Annotated in this window: 13 protein-coding genes and 1 pseudogene; 10 read left to right on the top strand and 4 right to left on the bottom strand. The window is 45.8% G+C overall.

Annotation, left to right across the window (positions count from 1 at the left end; translation table 11 throughout):
• Positions 1 to 457 precede the first annotated feature (457 nt).
• The gene (gene gap, locus Q1M25_RS04575; protein ID WP_049335677.1) at positions 458 to 1,462 is read left to right on the top strand and encodes a type I glyceraldehyde-3-phosphate dehydrogenase; all 1,005 of its coding nucleotides are present in this window, start codon (positions 458 to 460) and stop codon (positions 1,460 to 1,462) included.
• 95 nt (positions 1,463 to 1,557) lie between these two features.
• Here the strand turns inward: gap and tsaA are convergent, their stop codons facing one another.
• A complete protein-coding gene (tsaA, locus tag Q1M25_RS04570) occupies positions 1,558 to 2,232 on the bottom strand; it encodes a tRNA (N6-threonylcarbamoyladenosine(37)-N6)-methyltransferase TrmO (protein ID WP_300482238.1) in 675 nt (224 codons plus the stop codon).
• Between the two features lie 170 nt (positions 2,233 to 2,402).
• Here tsaA and Q1M25_RS04565 point away from each other — a divergent pair, with 170 nt between their 5' ends.
• From Q1M25_RS04565 to Q1M25_RS04545, 5 genes are all read left to right on the top strand, one after another.
• Positions 2,403 to 3,038 carry a nicotinamidase gene (locus tag Q1M25_RS04565; protein WP_049333082.1) on the top strand — a complete coding sequence of 212 codons (636 nt, stop codon included), beginning with the start codon at positions 2,403 to 2,405 and terminating at the stop codon, positions 3,036 to 3,038.
• A gap of 46 nt (positions 3,039 to 3,084) precedes the next feature.
• Positions 3,085 to 4,053 carry a lipopolysaccharide heptosyltransferase I gene (waaC, locus tag Q1M25_RS04560; protein ID WP_049333078.1) on the top strand — a complete coding sequence of 323 codons (969 nt, stop codon included), beginning with the start codon at positions 3,085 to 3,087 and terminating at the stop codon, positions 4,051 to 4,053.
• 187 nt (positions 4,054 to 4,240) lie between these two features.
• Positions 4,241 to 4,990, top strand: a complete 750-nt coding sequence (locus tag Q1M25_RS04555) for an electron transfer flavoprotein subunit beta/FixA family protein (protein WP_003686610.1) — start codon at positions 4,241 to 4,243, stop codon at positions 4,988 to 4,990.
• 10 nt (positions 4,991 to 5,000) lie between these two features.
• Entirely contained in the window at positions 5,001 to 5,933 is a 933-nt protein-coding gene (locus Q1M25_RS04550; RefSeq protein ID WP_300482232.1) for an electron transfer flavoprotein subunit alpha/FixB family protein, read from the top strand.
• Positions 5,934 to 5,994: 61 nt separating this feature from the next.
• A complete protein-coding gene (locus Q1M25_RS04545; protein WP_150537068.1) occupies positions 5,995 to 6,606 on the top strand; it encodes a YigZ family protein in 612 nt (203 codons plus the stop codon).
• Between the two features lie 54 nt (positions 6,607 to 6,660).
• Here the strand turns inward: Q1M25_RS04545 and Q1M25_RS04540 are convergent, their stop codons facing one another.
• On the bottom strand, positions 6,661 to 6,972 hold the full coding sequence (locus tag Q1M25_RS04540; protein WP_150537067.1) for a DUF4298 domain-containing protein: 312 nt from the start codon (positions 6,970 to 6,972) through the stop codon (positions 6,661 to 6,663).
• Positions 6,973 to 7,112: 140 nt separating this feature from the next.
• On the opposite strand from Q1M25_RS04540, the gene purD reads away from it, so the two are divergent.
• Complete coding sequence (purD, locus tag Q1M25_RS04535; protein WP_300482227.1) at positions 7,113 to 8,384, top strand: phosphoribosylamine--glycine ligase; 1,272 nt, start codon at positions 7,113 to 7,115, stop codon at positions 8,382 to 8,384.
• 72 nt (positions 8,385 to 8,456) lie between these two features.
• Complete coding sequence (locus Q1M25_RS04530) at positions 8,457 to 9,026, top strand: L-threonylcarbamoyladenylate synthase (protein ID WP_063068648.1); 570 nt, start codon at positions 8,457 to 8,459, stop codon at positions 9,024 to 9,026.
• A gap of 385 nt (positions 9,027 to 9,411) precedes the next feature.
• Here Q1M25_RS04530 and Q1M25_RS04525 read toward each other — a convergent pair whose 3' ends face one another.
• Positions 9,412 to 9,852 carry a surface-adhesin E family protein gene (locus Q1M25_RS04525; protein ID WP_004519182.1) on the bottom strand — a complete coding sequence of 147 codons (441 nt, stop codon included), beginning with the start codon at positions 9,850 to 9,852 and terminating at the stop codon, positions 9,412 to 9,414.
• Between the two features lie 210 nt (positions 9,853 to 10,062).
• On the opposite strand from Q1M25_RS04525, the gene purB reads away from it, so the two are divergent.
• Positions 10,063 to 11,433, top strand: coding sequence for an adenylosuccinate lyase (gene purB / locus Q1M25_RS04520; RefSeq protein WP_300482223.1), 1,371 nt, complete (start codon positions 10,063 to 10,065; stop codon positions 11,431 to 11,433).
• A 130-nt stretch (positions 11,434 to 11,563) separates the two neighbouring features.
• Here the strand turns inward: purB and msrAB are convergent, their stop codons facing one another.
• Entirely contained in the window at positions 11,564 to 13,132 is a 1,569-nt protein-coding gene (gene msrAB / locus Q1M25_RS04515; protein WP_300482220.1) for a bifunctional peptide-methionine (S)-S-oxide reductase MsrA/peptide-methionine (R)-S-oxide reductase MsrB, read from the bottom strand.
• Positions 13,133 to 13,277: 145 nt separating this feature from the next.
• On the opposite strand from msrAB, the pseudogene Q1M25_RS04510 reads away from it, so the two are divergent.
• Positions 13,278 to 13,523, top strand: a pseudogene (locus tag Q1M25_RS04510) (signal recognition particle-docking protein FtsY); the annotation flags it as partial.

Below are 13,523 nucleotides of genomic sequence, written 5' to 3'. Positions count from 1 at the left end.
ATTCTATCCTTTTTTATTCCGGCATTCAGTTGAGGTTGGCCTCAAAGATAAAAAGCGACTATCAAATTGGTTTTAAAGAAAGTTATTCCGTTATCCACAGATAGTTTGGTTCTTCATCAAAATCATCATTTTAAAAATTAAAATATTATGATTTGAAGAAAACACTGAATTATCAACACAAAAATGACAAAATATAGAGAAATAGAACTAAGTTTATGATTTTCATAAATTTATGAAACTTTTAAGATTGGAAAATGGTTTTTATGAAATAAAATATCAAAAGCTAAGTCTGATTCGATTTACCTGATATTTTCCTACAAACAAGAATTTCATATTTTCTTTATTTAAATCAAACAACTTAAAAGTAATTATCTGTAATCCTAGAAAGTAATTTTATTTCAGGATACAATAGCCTTACTGAAAAATTTTTCCCATTCCATCTAATAGGAGTAGCAAAATGAGTATTAAAGTAGCGATTAATGGTTTTGGCCGTATCGGTCGTCTGGCATTGCGTCAAATTGAAAAAGCCCAAGGTATCGAAGTCGTTGCTGTTAACGACTTGACTCCTGCCGATATGCTGCTGCACCTCTTTAAATACGACAGTACTCAAGGCCGCTTTGAAGGCTCTGCCGAATTGAAAGATGATGCGATTGTTGTTAACGGCAAAGAAATCAAAGTATTTGCCAATCCTAATCCTGAAGAATTGCCTTGGGGCGAGCTGGGTGTGGACGTCGTCCTCGAATGTACCGGTTTCTTTACCAATAAAACCAAAGCAGAAGCCCATATCCGTGCCGGTGCGCGCAAAGTTGTGATTTCTGCCCCTGGCGGCAATGATGTTAAAACCGTTGTATACGGCGTAAACCAAGATATTTTGGACGGCAGCGAAACTGTTATTTCAGCCGCTTCTTGTACGACTAACTGTCTGGCCCCTATGGCTGCGGTATTGCAAAAAGAATTCGGTATTGTTGAAGGCCTGATGACCACCATCCACGCTTATACCGGCGACCAAAACACCCTTGACGCGCCACACCGCAAAGGCGACTTCCGCCGCGCCCGTGCTGCTGCATTGAATATCGTACCGAACAGCACCGGTGCCGCTAAAGCCATCGGCTTGGTTATCCCTGAGTTGAATGGAAAACTTGATGGTTCTGCCCAACGCGTTCCTGTAGCCACCGGCTCTTTGACCGAACTGGTTTCTGTTCTCGAACGCCCTGTTACCAAAGAAGAAATCAATGCAGCCATGAAAGCTGCCGCCAACGATGCTTTAGGCTATACTGAAGATCAAATCGTTTCTTCCGACGTTATCGGTATCGAGTACGGCTCACTTTTCGATGCGACTCAAACCCGTGTGATGACAGTTGGCGACAAACAATTGGTAAAAACCGTTGCTTGGTACGACAACGAAATGTCTTACACTTGCCAATTGGTTCGCACCTTGGAATTCTTTGCCAGCAAAATCTAAAGGATAACAGACTGAATCAAATAGCCTGTGGATAATTAAAAGGCCGTCTGAACATTTCAGACGGCCTTTTGTTTGTAGGTAGATTTAATTTGTAATCAGATTGTGGATAGTTTAATCACTGTGGCACATTTGTTTTCTATCCTAAACTGCACTTCATAATCTGCAATATTCATTACATAAACCCGTTCGGGAATATCTTGATAGGCAGGGCGAGGATCTTGGGCGATGCTTTGCTCAATGAGATGTTTTTCTTCTGTGGATAAATGTTCTGCAAGCGTACTTTCTGCCCAGACAACGTTCAATTCTTCAGGTTTGCCGCTGACAAAGCCTGATGATGCGTCAGGTTTGGATTCGACAAACGGGATGTAGGGTTTGATATCCACTACCGGAGTACCGTCCAATAGGTCTGCACCGCTGCAATAGATGCGGACAGGTTTGCCTGTTTCGATGCGTTCGAGTTTCAGCAGGGATAAACCGAGATGATTGGGGCGGTGCGGACTACGCGTGGCAAATACGCCCATTTTTTGTTTGCCTCCGAGCCGTGGCGGACGCACCATTTGTGCCCAACCTTCATCTAATACACCGTGGAAAATAAAACTTATCCACACATAGTCGAAATCTTCCAAGCCCCGAACGCTGTCTGCGGTAAATTCAGGAGTGAGTTTAATGCAAATTTCTGCCGCAGGAACCAAACCGGGTTGGCGGGCAATGCCGAATTTTTGTTTGTAGGGGGAATGAACGGTTGCAATAGGCGTAATCGAATAGGACATAATTTGTGGATAAATATTCTGTGCAAACTGTCATCATATCATAGATGTTTTCCCACATTTTGCAGTAGTAATTTGTTATAATACAAAGTATTTATTCCAAATGCCCGTACATGGGCAATAAATGCTCAATTTGAATAATATAAAATAAAATCAATAGGTTAAATTAATCCATGATTGTTTCTATCGATGTAGATGCACAAAAAACGTTTACGCCTTTGTGCCCGAAAGAATTGCCTGTCGCCGAAGGTCATCTGATTGCGGATGAACTCAATGCCCAAGCTGCATTGGCAGATTTACGCGTGATGACGAAAGATGCGCATCATGCCGCGGCAAAATGGCTTGTGGATAATCCTGTTGATATGTTGAAACCGACGGGTTTACCCGATGCGGATTTGACTTGGGTGTCGCATGCGATGGTTGGAACATATGGCTATGAGTTGTTGGATGGCCTGCCTTCAGCCAAGGAATACGATTATTGCGTTTGGAAAGGTGTCGATCCTGAGTTACACCCCTACGGCGCATGTTTTCACGATATTGAAGAAAAGCTCAGTACAGGTTTGATCGAATGGTTGCGCTGTCAAAATGCAGATACAGTCATTGTCGGTGGTTTGGCAACGGATTATTGTGTGAAGACAACGGTTTTACAGTTGCTTAAAGGCGGGGCTTGGAAAGTCATCGTCAATCAGGCTGCTTGCTGCGGCATTGCTCCGGAAACGGTTGAATCTGCATGGCAGGAAATGCATTCTGCCGGGGCAGTTATTTTAGAAAACGCCGAAGAAATAAAAAAATACATTAATAATCAGTAAATTATATTTAAAATTCTGTTGTTTCACGTGAAACATTTTCCAAAATATGAAGATTTTACTTGTCCGCTTGTCCAGTATGGGCGATTTAATTCATACGTTGCCCGCAGTTGAAGATTTGGCGCGACAATGTCCTGAGGTAGAGCTCCATTGGCTGTGTGAGGCAGGGTTTGCAGATATTGCCCGCTTACATCCTTTTGTCAAAAAGGTTCATGTAATGAAATGGCGGCAGTGGCGCAAACACCTTTTTCAGGCTGAAACGTGGCGTGAAATAGGCCGTCTGAAAACAGATTTACAGGCTGAATCTTTTGATTTTGTTTTAGATAGTCAAGGACTGATTAAAAGCGCATGCTTTGCCAAAATGGCGAAATCCCCTATTTACGGTTTAGATAAACACAGCGCGCGTGAAAGTTTGGCTGCCCTTGCATATAGTAAAACGTTTGTCGTACCGAAAGGCAAAAATGCAGTTTGGCGAAACCGTGAATTATTTGCACAAGTATTTGGTTATACAATGCCTGAGACGCAGGTATTTGGTTTGTCGGTTCCTGAATCAGGCCGTCTGAAAAATTTGCAATCCCCTTATTACGTTGCTTTGCATGCAACCAGTCGCGACAGTAAATTATGGCCGGTAGAACACTGGCGTGCATTATTGAAAAAGTTGAATGAAGAGCAACAATGCAATGTGTATCTGCCGTGGGGAAATGAAACCGAAAAAATGCGTGCCGAACAGATTGCAAGCGATTTACCGTTTGCTTCGGTTTGCGACAAAATGAATTTATTACAGGCTGCATTTTTATTGAAAAACGCAGAGGGTATTATTGGCGTAGATACCGGACTACTGCATCTTGCCAATGCACTGGAAAAGCCTGTTGTAGGAATTTATACAGATACAGATCCGGCCAAGACCGGCGTTCAAGTTTCGGCTTATGCAAAAAATTTAGGCGGGATTGCTCAAATTCCCAATGTTGACGAGGTTTACCAAACCTTGATGGATTGTGTTGCAGCATACGGTAAATAATTGCTGGGGAGTTGGATTTATTTTCTGAGTAAATGCTTTAGAAATGATATAATTCCGCTCTATTTGCCAAGATTTATACAAATTTGGTTTTGTCATGTTGGTGAAAACCGAATTGGATTTTATATAAAGAATGTATTATCAAAAGCAGTATGCTTGATTTGATGGACATTCTTTTTAGGAGAATTGAATGAAAGCACTGGTCGCAGTAAAGCGCGTAGTGGACTACAACGTCAAAGTTCGTGTGAAAGCCGATGGTTCCGATGTGGATATCGGTAATGTCAAAATGTCGATGAACCCGTTCGATGAAATTGCGGTAGAAGAAGCTGTCCGTTTGAAAGAAGCCGGAAAAGTAAGCGAGATTGTTGCTGTTTCTCTTGGCGAGAAAAAATGCGAAGAAACGTTGCGTACTGCTTTAGCGATGGGTGCCGACCGTGCGGTTCATGTTGAGACTGATGCGAAGTTGGAGCCTTTGGCCGTTGCGAAATTGCTGAAAGCTGTTGCGGATAAAGAAAATCCGCAAATTTTACTGCTGGGTAAACAGGCAATTGACGATGACGCCAACCAAGTTGCCCAAATGCTGGCTGCGTTGTTGAATGCGGCTCAAGGTACTTTTGCATCAAAAGTGCAAATTGAAGGCGAAGAAGCATTGGTAACCCGTGAAATTGACGGCGGCGAAGAGACTGTTGCATTGAAATTGCCTGCGGTCATCAGTGCAGATTTGCGTTTGAACGAACCACGCTTTGTCAAACTTCCTAATATCATGGCGGCAAAGAAAAAACCTTTGGAAAAATTGAGTCCTGCCGATTTGGCTGTGGATATTTCTCCGCGTTTGAATACCGTGAAATTTGCCGAACCTAAAGCACGTCAAGCCGGTGTGAAAGTGGCGGATGTTGCCGAGTTGGTTGAAAAACTGAAAAACGAAGCCAAAGTGATCTAAGGAGTATGAAATGAACGTATTGATTATTGCGGAACATAATAACCAACATTTGAATCCTGCCACTTTGCATGCGGTAACGGCTGCCGCCAAATTGGGTAATGTAGATTTATTGGTTGCCGGCAGTAATGCTGCTGCGGTGGTTGAAGAGGCGAAACAGGTTGCAGGCGTAGCGAAAGTTTTAGTAGCCGATTCGCCTTATTACGCTGAAGGTTTGGCAGAAGAATTAGCGCCTTTGGTTGTTAAACTGGCTGCGGATTACCGCTATGTGGCTGCGACTGCAACAGCGTTTGGTAAAAATCTGTTGCCCCGAGTAGCCGCCCTGTTGGATGTGCCACAAGTTTCGGATTTAACCGAAGTTGTGGATAACTCAACATTTGTCCGTCCGATTTATGCCGGTAATGCATTTGAAACTGTTCAATCCAATTCTGAAAAGCTGGTGCTGACTTTCCGTGCAACCGCATTTGATGCTGCCGGACAAGGCGGTAATGCAGAAGTGGTCAATGTTGAGGCAATGCCTGCTCAAAACCTGAGCCGTTTCGTAAACCGTCAACTTTCCCAGTCTGACCGCCCTGAATTGACTCAGGCAAAAGTGATTGTTTCCGGTGGCCGTGCATTGGGCAGTGCTGAAAAATTCAATGAAGTGTTGACTCCTTTGGCGGATGTTTTGGGTGCAGCGATTGGTGCTTCCCGTGCGGCAGTTGACGCCGAGTATGCGCCAAACGATGCCCAAGTCGGTCAAACCGGTAAAGTGGTTGCGCCGCAACTGTACTTTGCTATCGGTATTTCCGGAGCCATCCAACACGTTGCCGGTATGCAGGACAGTAAAGTGATTGTTGCCATCAACAAAGATGCTGACGCTCCGATTTTCAATGTGGCAGATTACGGCTTGGTTGGTGATTTGTTTGAAGTTGTGCCTCAACTGACTGAAGCACTGAAAAACTAATGTTTCACGTGAAACGTTCAGACGGCCTTTTATAACAAAGGCCGTCTGAAAATATTTTGGCATGATTACGACCTATAAAACCATTACCACACCGACACAGGCTGAATTTAAAGATAAAGGCAGCCGCTTTATCGCGTACGCCTATCCGATCCGCACTTTGGCCGATGTGAAGAAATATCTCGACCCATTAAAGGAAGAGCATCACAAAGCACGACATTGGTGTTACGCCTATCGATTGGGTGTGGACGGAATGCAGTTTCGTGCAAACGATGATGGAGAACCGTCCGGAAGCGCAGGCCGCCCTATTCTGGGACAGATTGATTCTGTCGGCGTAACGGATGTGTTGGTTGTGGTTGTGCGCTATTTTGGCGGTACGCTATTGGGTGTTCCCGGTTTGATTCATGCTTATAAGGAATCAACGGCTCAGGCATTGGCGATAGCTGAAGTTGTTGAAAAGAATGTCGAAAAGACAGTTTGGTTGAAGTGTGAATATCCTGTTTTGAATGAGGCTATACGGATTGCCAAACAATATCAGGCCGATATTGTGGAACAGGATTTGCAGCTGGATTGTAAGTTGACAGTGAAAATAGCATTGGCCGATTATGAAGCTTGTATTGCTGCTTGGAAAAATACGCGTCAAATTGAAGTAGATATTGAGAAGCCGTTTGAATAAAAGGTCGTCTGAACATATTTGAGAAATCAAAAGTTTCAGACGGCCTTTGATGTTTTAGCCTTGGTATTTGTCTAAAGCATTTACGCTTGAGCGCAGGTGTTCCCAAGCCAGTTGATGAAATTCCCCCAGTGCGTTCCATAGGGCATCTTCGCTCATAATGCTGTATTCGCCCTGTGTACGCAAATCAACATCTGCACCTTCTTCAATGGCTTGATAACACACTTGGTATTCGTTGGTATAGAAGTCATCCATGTCTTGCATGAGGCTTGCAGCATGTTTCCAGCGGGCGATATCTGCTTCCAGTTGCGGCAGTAATTCGCACCATTCGCGGTATTTGCTTTGAATTTCATCAATACGTTTTTGCATGATTTGTCCTTTCGTTGTTTGAAATTAGAGTATGGTTGTCTTGGTGCAATATTATTCTTAATTTGAAACAGCTATGCAAGATGGAACAATATTCCATCGATTGAATTTTATTTACAACATCTATTCTTCAAGGAGATGGTATGAAATTGCTCGTTATTGGTAATGGTGGACGTGAACACGCACTGGCTTGGAAATTGGCGCAGTCGTCTAAGGTAGGAACTGTCTTTGTAGCACCTGGTAATGCCGGAACGGCAATTGAGCCTAAACTGCAGAATATAGCGTTGACGGCGCATCAAGATTTGATTGATTTTTGCCGTAATGAAAATATTGCCTTTACCGTAGTCGGCCCTGAAGCTCCTTTGGCTGCCGGTGTGGTGAATGATTTCCGTGCTGCCGGGTTGAAGATTTTTGGCCCAACTCAATACGCGGCCCAACTGGAGAGCTCAAAGGATTTTGCTAAAGCATTTATGGCAAAATATAAGATTCCGACTGCGCAATACCAAACCTTTGAAAATGCCGATGCGGCACATGATTACGTCAATCGAAAAGGTGCGCCGATTGTTATTAAAGCGGATGGTTTGGCTGCCGGTAAAGGCGTGATTGTCGCTATGACTTTGGATGAAGCCCATGCCACTATCGACGATATGTTGTTGGGCAATAAAATGGGCAATGCAGGCGCGCGCGTCGTGATTGAAGATTTCCTGCAAGGCGAGGAAGCGAGCTTTATCGTTATGGTGGACGGCAATCATGTTTTACCGATGGCAACCAGCCAAGACCATAAACGCCTGCTGGATGACGACAAAGGCCCTAATACCGGCGGTATGGGCGCATACAGCCCCGCTCCGGTGGTAACGCCTGACGTGTACGAGCGCGCGATGAATGAAATTATTTTGCCGACTGTGGTCGGTATGAAAGCAGAAGGTCATGAGTTTACCGGCTTTTTATATGCGGGCTTGATGATTGATAAAACCGGTGCGCCTTATACCATTGAATTCAACTGCCGTTTCGGTGACCCTGAAACCCAACCGATTATGAGCCGTTTGGATAGCGATTTGGTGGACTTGGTTGAAGCGGCAATCGACGGCAAACTGGATAGTGTTGCTGCCGAATGGAATCCGCAGACTGCAGTAGGTGTGGTGTTGGCCGCACAAAACTATCCTGACTCTCCGAAAAAAGGCGATGTGATCTTCGGCTTGGATAAGGCCAATCAAATAGGTAAAGTTTTCCATGCCGGTACTGCAACGAATGAAAAAGGCGAAGTGGTAACCAATGGCGGCCGTGTGTTGTGTGTAGTCGGTTTGGGCGATGATGTTGCACAAGCTAAAAGCAAGGCTTATGAGGCATTGGAAACAATCCGTTTTGACGGTATGCAATACCGTAAGGACATTGCCGATAAAGCCATCAACCGTTAATAATGAATAGAAATAGGCCGTCTGAACACAGATTGTCTGACAATCGCAGTTTCAGACGGCCTTGGTATGATGATGATGTTCCCCAGAATTTTATCGGCTGCAGCCCAACGCAGGTTGCAGGCGCATCTTAAAAAAGGCGGTTTGGTCGCCTATCCTACTGAGTCTTGCTATGGCTTGGGTTGTGTCCCTACTTTGCCTAAAGCACTCAATCAACTGATTCATCTGAAAAAACGACCGCAACACAAAGGCATGATTGTCATTGGCCATAGCTTGGAACAGTTGCAACCTTTGTTGCAAAGGCCGTCTGAAAATATCCAAACCATGCTGCATGAAGCATGGCCGGCTCCGAAAACTTTCTTATTGCCGGCCGGCAAAAAAGTATTGTCCTCATTGCGGGGGAAAGGACGCAGTAAATTGGCTGTCAGGGTTCCTGCGCACGCAGGTGCAAGGCGTTTGTGTCAGGTTTTGGAAAAGCCTTTAGTATCTACTTCATGCAATCGTGCAGGCAAACGGGCGTGCAAAACAGAAAGAGAAGTCAGAAGACAGTTTGGCAGGAAAGTTTGGGTTGTAGGCGGATTGATAGGTAAGCAGAAAACGCCCAGCCAGATTATTGACGGAGAAACAGGGGCAAGGCTGCGTTAAAGATGGGCTGTATCAGCAAAGGAAAGGTGTTTATTTGGAGAAGAAAGTTTTTTCCAAAAGATTGGAATACCTGTGTGAAAAGCATTTAGTGCAGATCCAGTTTGATGCATGGTAGTCTGTAAATACAGCTCGATTAAGTAGATAGTAAGTCAGTAAATAGAGTAGAAAGCAGTATTTTGTGAAATGCCCTTGCAAAGAATGAAGCAAATTTTGAGCGTGAATGAATCGCTGTAATAAATTATTTTTGAATAAACAAATTTTGTGGATAAATTTGAAGATAAATTTCCATCAAAACATAAAAAGGCCGTCTGAAACTTGATATTTAAAGCATTCAGACGGCCTTTTAAATATTTAAACTGTGGATAACTTTGTGAATAAGTGTGGATTAAAGCTTATGTCCGCACACAGTTTCGTATTGTTTTTCAGTAATCGTGCCGCTCATGACGCTCATTGGGCGGATGCTGGTCGGCGTATAGCTTTGGTTGGAAATCACCCGGCCGTGTTCGTCCATCAGTTGCAGCGCTGCCAAGCGATAGGTTTTGTTTGAGCAATGAATTTCCCAGCTGCCGATGGCTGTTTTATAGGCCGGCGTATTGACGAAACGTTCCTCTTTCAGTTTGGAAACGGTTTTTTTATCGCGGAAAGTAACCAGTGCGCCATTTCTTTTAATGCTGCTTCTATCAATGGCCACTTTGATATTGCCTTCAGAGATGGTGCCGATATTGGTCCAGCTGCCGCCGCCGCTCGATGTGGTGGTTGTTTCACAGGCACTCAACATCAAAGCCGCAAATACGGTTGCAGCTAGGGAAAAACGTTTGATATTCATAAAACCTCATTATTTATAGAAAGTCAGCCGATATTATCCGTGAAGATGGCATATATCGTAAATCGATTTTGCAAAGTTGAACCTCTGAAAAGAAATTTATGAAAAATACGCCGAAAAGGCCGTCTGAAACCTGCTTTTCAGACGGCCTTGAAGTGTAAAATCATGTATAATTGCAAACAATTTGGTTTTCATCCCATAGGAAGATCCGACATGATTAACCCTATCGCTGCACTTTCCCCATTAGATGGCCGCTATGCCAAATCCGTTGAAGCATTGCGTCCGATTTTCTCCGAATACGGCCTGATGCGTGCGCGTGTCAAAGTTGAATTAAACTGGCTCAAAGCCCTTGCCGCCGAGCCTAAGATTGCAGAAGTTCCTGCTTTCAGCGATTTTACGCTTGCTGAAATCGACAAAGTGATCGAAAACTTCTCACTTGAAGATGCCGCCGCCGTCAAAGCCATTGAGGCGACCACCAATCACGACGTCAAAGCCATCGAATATTGGCTTAAAGAACGCTTCTCCGGCGTGCCTGAAGTGGCTGCTGCCAGCGAGTTCATCCACTTTGCCTGCACCAGTGAAGACATCAACAACCTGTCCCACGCTTTGATGCTGCAAGAAGCGCGTGAGACTGTTTTGCTGCCGAAATTGGCCGAAATCATCGAAAAACTGACCGGCATGGCGCATGAGTTGGCTGCCGTCCCTATGATGAGCCGCACGCATGGCCAGCCTGCTACACCAAGCACATTGGGTAAAGAAATCGCCAATGTCGTGTACCGCCTGCAACGCCAGTTTAAAAACCTGCAAGCGCAAGAATTCCTCGGCAAAATCAACGGCGCAGTCGGCAACTACAATGCCCATATGGTCGCTTATCCCAATGTGGATTGGGAAACCCATTGCCGCAACTTTGTCGAAATCAGCCTCGGCCTGACCTTCAACCCTTACACCATTCAAATCGAGCCGCACGACTATATGGCGGAATTCTTCCAAGCCATCAGCCGTGTCAACACGATTCTGATCGACTTCAACCGCGACGTTTGGGGTTATATTTCTTTGGGTTACTTCAAACAAAAAGTCAAAGCAGGCGAAGTCGGTTCTTCTACCATGCCGCACAAAGTCAACCCAATCGACTTTGAAAATTCCGAAGGCAACCTCGGTATGGCCAATGCCGTATTGGGCTTTTTGTCTGAAAAACTGCCGATTTCCCGTTGGCAGCGCGACCTGACCGACAGCACCGTATTGCGCAATATGGGCGTAGGCGTGGGCTATACCGTATTGGGTTTTGCCGCCCATCTGCGCGGTCTGAACAAGCTTGAGCCGAATCCTGCCGCCCTTGCTGCCGATTTGGACGCTACTTGGGAGCTGCTGGCCGAGCCGATTCAAACTGTAATGCGTCGTTATGGTGTGGCCAATCCTTACGAGAAGCTGAAAGACCTGACACGCGGTAAAGACGGCATTACGCCTGAAGTGTTGAAACTCTTTATCGAGTCGTTGGAAATTCCGGCAGAAGCCAAAGCCAAATTGCTTGAGCTGACCCCTGCGTTGTATGTGGGTAAAGCCGAAGAGTTGGCAAAACGAATTTAAAAGGCTTTTGTAGGGTGCACTTTCTTAGTTATTGAGATTTTTTGATAGATAAGAAACCAACCCTCTACATCCGACAAATCAAAAAGGCCGTCTGAAATCTTTTTCAGACGGCCTTTTTCGATTCAATCCGTTATTTCACTTTGTCTTTCAATGCGCCGTAGCCAGCAGCGTCCATTTCTTCCAAAGGAATAAATTTCAAACTTGCGCCGTTGATGCAATAGCGCAGGCCGCCTTTATCTTTCGGGCCGTCGGCGAAAACGTGCCCCAAGTGTGAGTCGGCGGCGTGGCTGCGCACTTCGGTGCGGCGCATGTTGTAGCTGAAGTCGTCGTGTTCGGTAACGGCGGCGGCGTTAATCGGGCGGGTGAAGCTCGGCCAGCCGCAGCCGGAATCGAATTTGTCGACAGAGCTGAACAGGGGTTCGCCGCTGACGATGTCCACATAAATGCCGGGTTTGAACAGATGGTCGTATTCGTGGCTGAAGGCGTATTCGGTCGCGCTTTTTTGAGTAACTTGGTATTGCTCTTCGGTCAGGATGCGTTTGAGTTCGGCATCGCCGGGTTTTTTATACCTTGCCGCGTCGAAGCCTTTGCCTTGCGGGGCGGCTTTGGTTTTGCCCGGCAGCGGTTCGTCGGCTTTGCGGATGTCGATGTGGCAATAGCCGTTGGGGTTTTTAATCAGGTAGTCCTGATGGTATTCCTCGGCGTCGTAGAAGTTTTGCAGCGGCTCGTTTTCGACGACGAGGGGCTGTTGGTATTTTTGCTGCTCGCGTTTGAGCGCGGCGGCGATGACGGCTTTTTCGGCAGGGTCGGTGTAGTACACGCCGCTGCGGTATTGCGTGCCGGTGTCGTTACCTTGTTTGTTGAGGCTGGTCGGGTCAACGACGCGGAAATAGTATTGCAGGATGTCGTCTAGGCTGAGTTTGTCGGCATCGTAGGTGACTTTGACGGTCTCGGCATGGCCTGTATCGCGGTAGGACACGTCTTCGTAACTCGGATTTTTTGTTTTGCCATTGGCGTAGCCGGATACGGCGTCCACCACGCCGTCTATGCGTTGGAAATAGGCTTCCAAGCCCCAGAAGCAGCCGCCGGCGAGGTAGATGGTGCGTGTGTTCATGATTTTTGAATCCTTTTTCTGTGTGTCGGGTTTGTAGAACGAATTTTTCAGACGGCCTAAATCGGCATTCGGGTCGCGGATTAACGCCAATGCCTGCGCTTCGTTGATGCTGCCTTTGACGATGCGCTGCACGTCGCCGTCTTTACCGATTAACGCCCAAGAAGGGTAAACACTGATATTCAGGCTTTGGGCGATGGTGCCGCCGTTGTCGGTCACGACGGGCAGCTTGGGATAGTTCAAACCGGCATACCATTTTTGGAAGTCGCCGTCTTTTTTCTCGTGCAAAAAGCCGGGGGACGCGACGGTAATCAGGTTGGCGGAGCTAAACCGCTTGTCCTGCGCCCATTTTTCGGTCTGCCCCAGTTCGGACAAACACAGAGGACACCAACTTGCCCAAAATTTAATCAGGGTTGGTTTGTCTTTTTTTAGGAAGACACTGGCAGGGCGGTTGTCAGGAGTTTTCAAAGAGGACAATGCTTGCGGTACGGTTGCGGCTTCGGTATCCATCATTTTGGATGAGCAGGCGCTAAGCGCAAGCAGGCAGCCGAACTTGGCACAAAGGGAAAAGAAGGTACGGGGTTTCATCTCTATGTTTCCTGTATGGAGGGTTTGCCTTGTTAGACGTTGGAAATGCCAAAACCTGACAACCTTGATTTTCAGACGACCTTGCCACGTAAAATACGCTACAATACTCCCTATTTCAAGTTTCTAAAATTAAAAGGAAAATTTAATGTTCAGCTTCTTCCGTCGCAAGAAAAAACAGGAAACTCCGGCTCCTGAGGAGGCTCAAGTTCAGGAAACCGCAGCAAAAGTAGAATCTGAAGTTGCTCAAGTAGTTGAAAATATTAAAGAAGATGCCGAATCTTTAGCAGAAAGCGTCAAAGGGCATATTGAATCAGTTGTTGAATCGGCTGTTGAAACTGTCAGCGAAACCGTCGAGCAGGTTCGGGAAGCTTTGACCGAAACGCCGTCTGAA

The organism is uncultured Neisseria sp., from assembly GCF_951230505.1.
In the GTDB taxonomy this organism is placed as follows: domain Bacteria; phylum Pseudomonadota; class Gammaproteobacteria; order Burkholderiales; family Neisseriaceae; genus Neisseria.
The sequence above is the reverse complement of the archived record's forward strand: the minus strand, read 5'-3'. Positions and strand labels throughout refer to the sequence as shown.